This window comes from Candidatus Contubernalis alkalaceticus (assembly GCF_022558445.1).
Taxonomy (GTDB): Bacteria; Bacillota; Dethiobacteria; order SKNC01; family SKNC01; genus Contubernalis; species Contubernalis alkaliaceticus.
Genome location: NZ_CP054699.1, coordinates 1,892,671 through 1,904,045 on the forward strand (window position 1 = coordinate 1,892,671; position 11,375 = coordinate 1,904,045).

Annotated in this window: 11 protein-coding genes; 8 read left to right on the top strand and 3 right to left on the bottom strand. The window is 38.3% G+C overall.

Features of this window, described 5'->3' with window-relative positions; translation table 11 throughout:
• Positions 1-127 precede the first annotated feature (127 nt).
• The 8 genes from HUE98_RS09405 (at position 128) to HUE98_RS09440 (ending at position 6,103) form a co-directional block, all read left to right on the top strand.
• Complete coding sequence (locus HUE98_RS09405; RefSeq protein ID WP_241420406.1) at positions 128-820, top strand: DUF1538 domain-containing protein; 693 nt, start codon at positions 128-130, stop codon at positions 818-820.
• Positions 817-1,569 carry a DUF1538 domain-containing protein gene (locus HUE98_RS09410; protein ID WP_241420407.1) on the top strand — a complete coding sequence of 251 codons (753 nt, stop codon included), beginning with the start codon at positions 817-819 and terminating at the stop codon, positions 1,567-1,569. The genes HUE98_RS09405 and HUE98_RS09410 overlap by 4 nt, the downstream gene beginning before the upstream one ends.
• Positions 1,541-1,882, top strand: coding sequence for a P-II family nitrogen regulator (locus tag HUE98_RS09415; RefSeq protein WP_241420408.1), 342 nt, complete (start codon positions 1,541-1,543; stop codon positions 1,880-1,882). Before HUE98_RS09410 ends, HUE98_RS09415 begins: the two co-directional genes overlap by 29 nt.
• Before the next feature lies 1 nt (position 1,883).
• On the top strand, positions 1,884-2,276 hold the full coding sequence (locus tag HUE98_RS09420; RefSeq protein WP_241420409.1) for a P-II family nitrogen regulator: 393 nt from the start codon (positions 1,884-1,886) through the stop codon (positions 2,274-2,276).
• 319 nt (positions 2,277-2,595) lie between these two features.
• Positions 2,596-3,576: a CgeB family protein gene (locus tag HUE98_RS09425; protein WP_241420410.1), complete on the top strand. Its 981-nt coding sequence runs from the start codon at positions 2,596-2,598 to the stop codon at positions 3,574-3,576.
• A gap of 16 nt (positions 3,577-3,592) precedes the next feature.
• On the top strand, positions 3,593-4,552 hold the full coding sequence (locus HUE98_RS09430) for an NAD-dependent epimerase/dehydratase family protein (RefSeq protein WP_241420411.1): 960 nt from the start codon (positions 3,593-3,595) through the stop codon (positions 4,550-4,552).
• A gap of 7 nt (positions 4,553-4,559) precedes the next feature.
• Entirely contained in the window at positions 4,560-5,552 is a 993-nt protein-coding gene (locus tag HUE98_RS09435; RefSeq protein ID WP_241420412.1) for a glycosyltransferase family 4 protein, read from the top strand.
• Positions 5,553-5,788: 236 nt separating this feature from the next.
• Entirely contained in the window at positions 5,789-6,103 is a 315-nt protein-coding gene (locus HUE98_RS09440) for a hypothetical protein (protein WP_241420413.1), read from the top strand.
• A 163-nt stretch (positions 6,104-6,266) separates the two neighbouring features.
• Here the strand turns inward: HUE98_RS09440 and HUE98_RS09445 are convergent, their stop codons facing one another.
• From HUE98_RS09445 to HUE98_RS09455, 3 genes are all read right to left on the bottom strand, one after another.
• The gene (locus HUE98_RS09445) at positions 6,267-7,349 is read right to left on the bottom strand and encodes a glycosyltransferase (protein WP_241420414.1); all 1,083 of its coding nucleotides are present in this window, start codon (positions 7,347-7,349) and stop codon (positions 6,267-6,269) included.
• 320 nt (positions 7,350-7,669) lie between these two features.
• Positions 7,670-8,869: a hypothetical protein gene (locus HUE98_RS09450; protein WP_241420415.1), complete on the bottom strand. Its 1,200-nt coding sequence runs from the start codon at positions 8,867-8,869 to the stop codon at positions 7,670-7,672.
• An 82-nt stretch (positions 8,870-8,951) separates the two neighbouring features.
• The gene (locus tag HUE98_RS09455) at positions 8,952-11,237 is read right to left on the bottom strand and encodes an NTTRR-F1 domain (protein ID WP_241420416.1); all 2,286 of its coding nucleotides are present in this window, start codon (positions 11,235-11,237) and stop codon (positions 8,952-8,954) included.
• Between the last annotated feature and the right edge of the window lie 138 nt (positions 11,238-11,375).

The following is an 11,375-nucleotide window of genomic DNA, read 5'->3' on the forward strand; positions in this document are numbered from 1 at the left end:
TTAAGTTTTATTGACGAAGATAAATTATGTAATGTTAATACTTAAATCCTTTGATTACGCAGCAGCTAATTGAACTGTAAAGAAAACATAAATAACTACAAAAGAGAAATAAGGTGGCCAATAGAAAATGAAAGTGTTAAAAGAAATATCAATTGAAGTTTTACAAGCTGTTCTTCCTTTAACTATTGTGGTTTTTTTATTACAAATAGTTGTATTATCTTCACCTTTAGAGGAAATACTTCAGTTTTTAGTGGGACTGATATATGTAACCATTGGCCTTATATTATTTCTTGTTGGGATTCGAATTGGTTTACTTCCCATGGGAGAGTCCATTGGTAATGCCATCCCCCAAACTAAAAAATTAGGACTTATTATTTTTTATGCTTTTTTATTAGGTTTTCTTGTGACAGCAGCTGAACCTGATGTTAGAGTGCTTGCATCACAAATTGATGTAGTGTCTGATAGTGCGATTCCCCATTATGTATTGATCTATACAGTAGCTATTGGAGTAGGGATATTTGTAGCTTTATCCATGATAAAAGTAGTATTTGGAGTATCACTAAAATACATACTTATTGTTTGTTATATTGGTGTTTTTATTTTATCAGCTTTTACACCTATTTATTTTGTGCCTATATCTTTTGATGCAGGAGGGGTAACTACAGGACCGTTAACAGCTCCCTTTATTATTGCATTAGGTGTGGGGGTAACTTCTGTTTTGAGCAGCCGAAAATCTTCTCATGATAATTTTGGATTTGTTGCTTTAGCTTCAATTGGTCCTGTGATTGGTGTGATGATTCTGGGGGTGATTTACGGATGAGTGAAGTTATTATATTTGAAGGACTTTGGGATACAGTGAAGGAAGTATCAATAGCCTTACTACCTTTGGTTTTATTCTTTACTTTTTTTCAAATAGTTTACCTAAAGCTGCCTCGTTTAGAAATTATGAATATGATAAAAGGAGTTCTTTTAACCTTTATAGGTATAGTTTTTTTCCTACAAGGTGTTCACATTGGGTTTTTGCCTATTGGAGAATTATTAGGACAAGGTATGGTTCAAAGCACTGGAAAGTGGTTTGTTATTCCAGTAGGTTTTATTTTAGGAGCCGTGGCAACATTTGCAGAACCTGCTGTAAGGGCATTAAGCAATGAAGTTGAAAAGGTTTCTTCTGGATATATACCACAAATTATCTTATTAGTCACACTTTCTTTAGGGGTAGGACTTTCTATTGCCCTGGCTATGATTCGAATTATATATGGGATACCTTTAATGTACTTGCTGGTTCCAGGCTATGGGTTAGCATTGGCTACTTCTTTTATATCAAAGGATAATTTTGTCTCTATTGCTTTTGATTCTGGTGGTGTAGCTACAGGCCCTATGACCGTTACATTTATTATGGCTTTTTCAATAGGGGTAGCTTCTCAAATAGAAGGAAGAGACCCGCTGATTGAGGGCTTTGGCATGATATCCCTGGTGGCTTTAATACCGATATTATCTGTATTGCTCTTGGGGTTTATATATGATAGAAAGGAGAAGCAAAATGAACGAAGCCTTACAGAGGAATCATAGTGTTATTATAACTATTGTGAAAAAAGGGAAAGCAAAAAAAGTATGTGAAACTGCTAAAAAGGCTGGTGCTGAAGGTGGTACAACTATAATAAGTAAAGGTACCAGTGTCAAGGAATTTCAAAAAATATTTGGTTTATTTTTGGATGAAGAAAGAGAAGTAGTTTTCACAGTAGTTAAACATGAAATAGAAGACATAGTTTTTAATGAAATTATAAATAAATGCAAACTCAATAAACCTGGAAGTGGTATTACATTTATAATAGATTTAAAGAAAGTCGATGGCATTGTCCATTTGTTAAAAGGAGGCCTTTGAAATGAATAAACAAAACGATTATCAGGATTGTAAGGAATGCAAAATAAAATTTGACCTTATAATTACGATTGTTAACAAAGGACGCTCACAATTGGTGGTAGAAGCTTCTAAAAAGGCTGGAGCTGAAGGTGGAACTATCTTAGGGGGTCGGGGCACAGGAATTCATGAAAAAGCTAAGCTTTTTGGCATAACTATAGAGCCTGAAAAAGAAATAATTTTGACATTGGTTCCTAGAGAAATGACAGATAAAGTTCTTGATACAGTTATTCAGGAAGCAGAACTTAATAAGCCTGGCAAGGGCATAACTTTTGTTTTAGAAGTTAAAAGAGTTGCTGGGATTACGCACTTGCTAGATAGTGACTTAAGAGATAAATTAAAAAAAAATAATTTTTAAAGTTTTATGCCGATTTACCTCTTCCTATTTTCTGCAATTTCCTCCATGTTTTAAATTTTAAAACATGGAGGACCCCGTTTATATACAAACCTTTACTTTAAACAAAGCCTCCTAATAGTCCTGCCATAAAATCATAAAAAATAAATCCCTTTTATTAATTACTCTTTCAGTAACCTTTGCATAGAATATACAAATAGCTATCAAATTTATATGGATGTTTTCAATAATTTGAGTATTGATTAGCTTTTTTTTGCATTTCTCTTGTTTTTAAAAAAAGTTCATTCATATGAAGAAATCAACCCCTCCAGAGGTGAAATCATTGCAGAAATACAAAATATTTATGTTAGACCACCGATCGTACTGTATTAACAGCCTGGGAGACTCTTTAGCTCAACTAGGCCATAAAATATACTTTCAATCCTCCTGGTCGCCTCAAGAAGTTGAAAAGGGAATTGCATATTTCAAACCAAAAATATTAATAACTGTTGGTTTTAATCGAAAGCTGTTTGGAGGATTTCTGGATTTGCTCCCTGGCTTATGCCATAAATACCAACTTTTCCATATTTATTGGGCAACAGAAGACCTGATAAACCATACAGACTGGTCTCTTCAGGCTGTCCAAAGGGCTAAGCCTGATTTGATTTGGACCATCCATCCTTCTTGCGTAGCGAAGTATGAGAAATTAGGTATTTCCGCCAGTTATTTAAATTTTGCCTGCAATCCGAGAGTTTTTCTGCCTAAGAAAAGTAAACAGAAAAAAAAATATAACATATCCCTGGTTGGTTCCACTCACTTCTTTAAGGAAACATACCGATTTGAAAGCCTCAGGCATCTTCTATTCCCCCTGGTCAGGGAAAACATAAAAACCCATATATGGGGTATTGGATGGCGCAAACAACAATCATATATTAAGAAAGAATTTGGGGAAACCATACCTGATGGATGGCTTCACGGACACCTGGCATATAAAAAGTCAGCCGGTGTTTACCGTTCCTCTAAAGTCGTTTTAGGTATTCAAAATGCCGAAGACCAGGTTACCCAGCGGACATTTGAGATCTTAGGAACCGGTGCTTTTATGATTGCCAGCCGAACTAAAGCAATTAAAGAACTGTTCACTAACAAAGAGGTCGTTCTAACCAGTTGCCCCCAGGAAACTGTTGAACTAGTAACTTATTACCTGAATCGACCGGATTTAAGACAATATATTGGTAATAATGCCCGTCGTAAAATATTGAAAAGCCACACTTACGTCCAACGTTTACGTGAGGTTTGGCCTATGGCTGAGTCGTTACTTAATTAATGTGAGGGGTGAATTTTTGAATTATACTAATACATCATCCATCTTTGAAAATATATTAGTCACCGGCGGCGCTGGTTTTATCGGTTCACAACTTATTAAAAAACTGCTTCCCTTATGCCGGCACATCTATATTATTGATGATTTGTCTACCGGGCAAAAAAATGCAGTTCCCGTATCAGAAAAAATTACTTTTCATCATGACTGTATTACCAATAAAAAACTCTTATTTGAAATAATGCCTAAAGTAAAACACATCTTTCATTTAGCCTGTTCAAACCTTTTACAATCTGTACGAGACCTGGAAAAAGATTTTCAAACAAATCTTTTTGGTGGATTTGTGATGCTGCAGTGTGCCAAATCACATTGTCCCGATTTAAAAAGATTCGTATATACTTCTACAGCATCAATTTACAGCGATGCTTCTATTCTGCCTACTCCGGAAACTTATTATAAAATAAGCCTTCCTTATGCCGCAAGCAAATTCTCTAGCGAACATTATTGTGATGTCTATAACCATATGTATCAACTTCCCACTACTGTTCTGCGCTTATCAAACGTATATGGCCCCGGGCAAACCACATCAAATCCCTACTGCGGTGTGGTAGCCAAATTTTTTGAAGCCGCTCAAAAAAAACAGCCCCTTATGGTTTATATGGATGGACAGCAAACTCGGGATTTTACCTATATAGAGGATGCATTAGATGCTTTACTGCTTTCTGCTGTAAAAGAAAAGGCAATTGGACAGATATACAATGTAGGAATGGGAGTAGAAACAAATATTATAGAACTGGCAGAAAAAATTAAATATATTACAGGGTTTACTAAAGGCACTATTGAGTTTAGGCCAAAAAGACAGATTGATATTGTCGCAAGACGAAACATAGATGCTAAAAAGATTCAAAAAGAGCTTAACTGGAAACCCCAATATAATCTTCATGAAGGACTGTTAAAAACTTTCCAATGGATGAAAGGTTAGAGGATAAATGAAAATTTTTCAAGGAGTAATAGAAATAGCCGGACAAATGGGAATACTCTGTGGGGCTTTAAAAGAAAGAGGACATTTAGCTGCCGGGTATAATACGTTTCATACTTATTTAGGGTATCAGGACCATCTTATTAATACTGACCTATTTGAAATACAAAAAATGTCCAAACATATCTTAAATTTTTTTGATGTGTTTCATTACCATTATGGAGTTTCAATGTATGGACAATTTAAAGACTTAAAAATAAATAAAGCCAGGGGTAAAAAAATGATTATGCACCACTGGGGCAATGATGTACGCTTTCATAATTTAGCCCGAATAAACAATCCTTATGTTTATACAGGAGATTCTCCCCCTGATAACGTAATTCATAAGAATTTAAAAAATATTTCACAATATATCTCTGAAGCTATAGTACAGGACTACGAGGTCCTACCTTATGTTGAGCCATATTATAAAAAAGTCCATGTTTTGCCCCTGGCCATTGACCTTCGTAAATTCATCCCAGAATACCCCAATGAAAATACTAAGCAGCCCTTAATTTTACATGCACCCACCAATCCTGATTTTAAAGGAACCACCTACATTGAAGAAGCAATTAACCAGTTAAAGCCTTATTACAATTTCAAATATATACGTATAGAAAAAATGAGTCATGCCAAAGCAATTAGTTTATATCGAAAGGCAGATATAATTGTGGATCAAATCCTTTGTGGTTCTTACGGTCTTTTATGTGTTGAATCTATGGCTCTCGGGAAACCGGTAATTGCCTATATCCGTCCAGACATAATAGATAAATTTCCAACGGAAATACCATTACCCATAGTAAACGGAAATCCTAACAACATTATAGAAAAACTAATATTTTTAATAGAAAATCCTGGCAAAAGAAAAAGTTTAGGAATTGAAGGAAGAAAGTATGTACGAAAATATCATTCCAGACAAGTAGTAGTAAAAAAATTGTTATCCATTTACAGAAATTTATCCTAAGACGATGGTGCCGCTGTTTTATAAACAAATAAGACAAGGAAACGGTTCTACTGTCATATATTCATTCTTCCAATGCTGCCACTGCTTTGTGGGCAGCATCGGGATATATTTCTGAAATAAGGAGCTGATATAATTTGAGTTCGCTGGAGAAAAAAATGTTTTTTATCCCCAACAGATTTTTTGTAAAAAGAAATGAACTTTTTGTTTCTTTTAATTTAAAGGTCATTCCCAGGGATATGAAAATAACTAATATGAATCTTCACTTACCCCTCCCTAAGCTTCCAACATCCACTAAAATTTATGTAAAGGAAATTAAAACACAATGGAATGAAAAATCTCTAAAAGAGGGAAGCTTACCCCGGCTTTCCAAAACCCAAAAGTTTCTTAAAACCAGTCCTGGACAGGAAGAAATTGTTATAAACGTGACAGAATATTATAAGATATGTCGTAAGAAAATAAAATCTAACCATGGAATATATATAAAAATAAAAAACAAAAATAATAATACAAATCAATATGATTATCCTTATGTAATCACAGATACTATTTAATTGAACAATGAGCCAAGTCATAATATTACCCGCCTGCTGTAAAATGAAACAGGCGGGAATGAACATAATTTATATTTTAAATATTCTGCAATACTGCGTGTTTTAGCACTGATAAGGCCTAGAACTACTTTCTTCTAATTTTCGATAAAAATAGGAGTTACTTTCAGGTCTTATCAGTTTTTAGTAAACCCTCAAGTAATTTTTTATTATGCTGCACGCTATTATCTTCTAGTCTATACTTTCTGGCCTGTTCATTATGATAATAAGCTTTTTGATAATCCCCCAAATTATAATAACAAACACATAACTGCAGATGAGGGTACCATGTATAATAAGCTGGATAAATAAAACTCCAACGCTCTGGATCTGGTTCTTGTTGGATAGCCAATTCATACCAGAAAATAGCCGTCTTATAATTCTTTTGCCGATGAAAATTATAACCTATACGGGAGCATGCCTCTGCTCTGGGAGATGAATATTGAAAAGATTGAAACAAAGAAAAATTTTCATTCTTTAGATCTCCCAAATGACGGTAACAGTCTCCTTTAAAGATACAAGCAAAGATTTTATCTTCTATCCAACCTTCTGGCATTGAGAGATTTTTATCATAGCTTTCTATGGCTTTTTCATAATGACCATTTTCTCTTAATTCATTGCCATAATAAAAATAGTCCCTTGGTGAAAAAATATCCCCCCGTGCTATCTTTTTTTCGTATATTGATATAGTTCGACCAACAGCATGACGGATTTTTTTATGGGTAATGGCGATATCTGAATTAATTATCTTGCCGTGAACATCTAAGTATTGATGACAATCTCCCCGCCATTCATAGTTTTTTTCCCTCTTAATCAGTCGATTACGGCGGTATCTTAAAGTAACATTACCGTACTCATCAGAACCAGCATTATAATACATAGAAACCGAGTCTACTGAGGGATCCAAGGTTTCTTTAAGCTTTTTAAATTTAACCCGATCTTCTTCTAAGATAACATCATCAGCATCCAGGTATAAAATATAATCTTTGGTAGCATATTTAAAGGATTCATTTCTGGCTGCTGCAAAATTATCAATCCACGGAAAATCAAAAATCCGATCCGTATATTGTTTAGCAATCTCCTTTGTCTTATCCGTGGAACCGGTATCAACAATATTTATTTCATCGACAATATCTTTAGCTGTATCTAAACAGCGGGCCAGTAACTCTTCCTCGTTTTTTACTATCATACACAGACTAATAGTGATCATATCGTTACTCCTTCCCATTTTTAGTTAAGCAGTTTAATCCAGGGTGCCTACCTTACGGAAGACATCCTGGATTACACACTCTCTGGGAATACTCGAATACTGCGTCCTGTATTTGAGTAATCCCTTGCATAAAACCTGTTGACAAATATTTGTCTCTCAATAGAATCATATTAACTTCACCCTATAAATAATTCCGAACTAGCTTTTTTAGAATTTTATACAATTTTTGATTAGCCTTATAAACAACCTGCGCTCCGGTAATTATATATAACTATCTTGATATTAAACAAAGGGATCGTTGTGCAGCGTTTGTTGCTGCATTACCATTCCTCAGTTACCCGGAAGACTGCCGAGACAGAAGAAGTACCGGTGAATGTCCCAATAACCAGGGATACAGGTTCTTGATCGGGAAGTTCAAAATCCAGCAGAACTGCAGTAGCCAGATCCCGATTAGCTGCGCCTGGTACACCGGAGGCTACCCCTTGAAACACCACTTCACCTCCGGTAATTGTTGTAGCGTCATTATTTACCATCAAACCTGTCTCGTTACCAGGTATATTTGTTGTTAATGTTGGAAAATTGGTAAATGCTGTATTCAGGGCCCCTCCAATAATAATTTGAAAAAATACATCTGCTGACGTAACAATATCTATCCCCTCCAGGCTGACACTTACTGAGTTGGGTCGTGCTGAACCAGTAGGAAAGATTGGTTTTCTCTGGAAAGATATTACAGGTAATCCTGCCGTTGGTACTGTAACAGTTCTGCGTTCAGATGTAATTCTAAATTCAGGATTAAAGTTCCCAATTATGCTGTACTGCCTCCCACCTACAAATAAGTCTGAAGCAGATGCCGTTCCATTATTTTCTATTTGGGCTCGCAGGGGTAAATTGGGGTCTGCAAAACTGGTTTCATTGGCAGGTCTAAAACGATTTACGGTTACAACTTCTTGCGCAAGGGTAAATGGATTCTGTACAACAACATTAAATTCGATGACGCCATATCCATACCAGGAGAAAGTAACCTGAAATATACTCCCTAATGCCAGGTCCAACGTAATGCCGCTGGGGCCTGTGCCGTCCAGTGGATCAACATTCCAGGCTGTTTGCGGGATGATGGTATCAATACCGGCACGTCTTATGGCAACGAATATTCCGTCTGCTGTACTTTGGCCAAAGAAAGCTCCATTCTCATCGTCGAACATTCCCCATCGGAATACTTGATCTCCTGTGGGAGAGGCTGGAATTCTTACCCCTATGCCGGCCTGGCCAGCGAAACCAGGCATATATCTGCCTCTCTCAGCACTGTCCAAAGTGGCAGAATCTATTCCATCGGCAGTAGTACTTACCTGAAATTCAACAGTTGTATTGGTAACTGAACCTGCTCCGGTAGTCTCTACAATATCCCGCAGCTGAGACAAACCATATACAGATTTTAATTCAATAACGGCAAATCTTTTTGCCGTACGCAGTTCATCAAACTGGGAACTGACATTTGGGCCAACCCCTTCAATGATAGCCATATTAAAACTCCTTTCAACATCAAATTTCCATGACCATAATCTAAGGAAAAAAGGGTGCGACCACAACCACACCCTTATTTAATTACCACTCTTCCGTTACCCGGAATACAGCAGATACAGCTGAAGTACCACTGAAGGTTCCAATTACCAATGACACAGGCTGCTGATCAGGAAGTTCAAACTTGAGCAGAGCTGCTGTAGCCAGGTTTCTAGCTGCTCCCATTACTCCTGCAGCAACACCTTGATAAACCACTTGCCCTCCAGTTATAGTTGTAGCTGTATTGTTCACTAATAGCGCTGTCTCATTATCTGGGATAGCTGTATTCAACGTTGGGAAGTTAGAAAATGGTGTATTAAGCGATCCATTCACAATAACCTGGAAGTAGATATCTGAACCTGTGACAATATCCACCCCTTCAAGGGTAACACTCACAGAATTAGGCCTGGCAGATCCGGCAGGGAAAATAGCTTTTCTCTGAAAGGATAATACCGGCAAACCTGCAATACCTACTGTTTCGTTTCTTCGGTCTGAAGTAATTCTGAATTCAGGATTAAAATCACCGATAATGTTGTATTCTCTACCTCCTACAAACAGGTCTCGGGCTTCATCTGTTGCCCCATTATTTTCTATTTGGGCTCGGAGAGGTAAATTGGGATCTGCAAGACTTGTTTCATTAGCTGGCCTATATCGATTTACTGTAATAACTTCCTGAGCAAGTGTAACTGGATTCTGCACAACTACGTTAAATTCGATGACACCATATCCATACCAGGAGAAAACAATTTGATAGATATTTCCAAGTGCCGGATCAAGCGTAATACCGCTGGGACCTGTGCCATCCAGTGGATCAATATTCCAGGCTGTTTGTGGAATGATGGTTTCAACGCCGGCACGTCTTATGGCAACAAATATTCCGTCTGCCACACTTTGACCAAAGTAAGCGCCATTTTCATCATCAACCATTCCCCAACGATACACCTGATTTTCTGTTGGTGGTGCAGGGATACGCACACCGATTCCCGCTTCGCCTGCAAACCCGGGCATATATCTTCCTCTTTCCACGCTGTCCAATGTGGCACTATCATCAGCACCTGTTGTGGTACTTACCTGATATTCAACTGTTGTATTTGTAACCGTTCCTGCTCCTGTAGTTTCTACATGGTCACGTAAATCGGATAAACCATATACAGATGTCAATTCAACAAGAGCCGTTCTCTCTGCTGTGCGCAATTCGTCAAACTGTGAACTTACACTTGGTCCAACACCTTCAATGACCACATCCTCAACTGTCCCCGTTGCTCCTGTTGCGCCTGTTGCACCCGTGGCTCCTGTTGCGCCTGTTGCACCCGTGGCTCCTGTTGCGCCTGTTGCGCCTGTGGCTCCCGTTACTCCCGTGGCTCCTGTTACTCCTGTGGCTCCCGTTACTCCCGTGGCTCCTGTTACTCCTGTTGCTCCTGTTACTCCTGTGGCTCCTGTGGCTCCTGTTACTCCTGTTGCTCCTGTTACTCCTGTGGCTCCTGTGGCTCCCGTTACTCCCGTGGCGCCCGTTACTCCTGTTACTCCCGTTACTCCGGTGGCTCCTGTTGCACCCGTGGCTCCTGTTACTCCTGTTGCACCCGTGGCTCCTGTTACTCCTGTTGCACCCGTGGCTCCTGTTACTCCTGTTGCGCCCGTGACTCCTGTTGCACCCGTTGCTCCCGTGGCTCCTGTTACTCCTGTTGCGCCCGTAGGTCCTGTGACTCCTGTTGCGCCCGTGGCTCCCGTTACTCCCGTGGCTCCTGTTGCACCCGTTACTCCCGTGGCTCCTGTTGCACCCGTTGCTCCTGTTACTCCGGTTGCACCCGTGGCGCCCGTTACTCCCGTGGCGCCTGTGGGGCCTGTGGGTCCTTGTACACCTTCAACAACTAATAAAGACACATCATCTACAATAACATCAGCAGTATCTGCTAAAGATAGTTTGTTTACAAGTACAAGGGCCTGAGTTGCACCTGCAGGTACGGGATCAGTAGTCTGATATATTTCCAGCCAGTCTCTTCCGTCTACACCTGTGAGACGATTAGGCGCAATATTTGTAATAAGAATGTACCCGACAAAATTAAACCCTGCATCATAAGTTGGAATCGATATTGATACTGGTGCACCGGAGGCTGTTCCCACTTTTGATAAGGACACAATTATCTCAAAACTTTCACCTTCGTTTACAGGCACAATTTGATAAACAAATGAATTAACAGTTCCACCAGTTAATCGTGCGGCAAAAAACCCAGAATGGTTAAATTGAGTTGTTATGACTGCATTTAGCGTAACCCACGGTGGGAAGGAACCGGTTTCAAACCCTCCATTAATAATAAGGTCATTAAAGGACAACCTGCTTCACCCCTTTTATGGTAATACATTTATAGATATAAAAAACACCTGATGAATCAATAACAATTATCACCTCCAATACAATAATTGCTCTTATACATACATTTGATATTATTAAAGTTTATGCTCTAAGGTAAT

Excerpts from the sequence above, each read along its gene's own strand:
- HUE98_RS09405 (WP_241420406.1), top strand. The coding sequence starts at position 128 with ATGAAAGTGTTAAAAGAAATATCAATTGAAGTTTTACAAGCTGTTCTT.
- HUE98_RS09410 (WP_241420407.1), top strand. The coding sequence starts at position 817 with ATGAGTGAAGTTATTATATTTGAAGGACTTTGGGATACAGTGAAGGAA.
- HUE98_RS09415 (WP_241420408.1), top strand. The coding sequence starts at position 1,541 with ATGAACGAAGCCTTACAGAGGAATCATAGTGTTATTATAACTATTGTG.
- HUE98_RS09420 (WP_241420409.1), top strand. The coding sequence starts at position 1,884 with ATGAATAAACAAAACGATTATCAGGATTGTAAGGAATGCAAAATAAAA.
- HUE98_RS09435 (WP_241420412.1), top strand. The coding sequence starts at position 4,560 with ATGAAAATTTTTCAAGGAGTAATAGAAATAGCCGGACAAATGGGAATA.
- HUE98_RS09440 (WP_241420413.1), top strand. The coding sequence starts at position 5,789 with ATGAAAATAACTAATATGAATCTTCACTTACCCCTCCCTAAGCTTCCA.
- HUE98_RS09445 (WP_241420414.1), bottom strand. The coding sequence starts at position 7,349 with ATGATCACTATTAGTCTGTGTATGATAGTAAAAAACGAGGAAGAGTTA.
- HUE98_RS09450 (WP_241420415.1), bottom strand. The coding sequence starts at position 8,869 with ATGGCTATCATTGAAGGGGTTGGCCCAAATGTCAGTTCCCAGTTTGAT.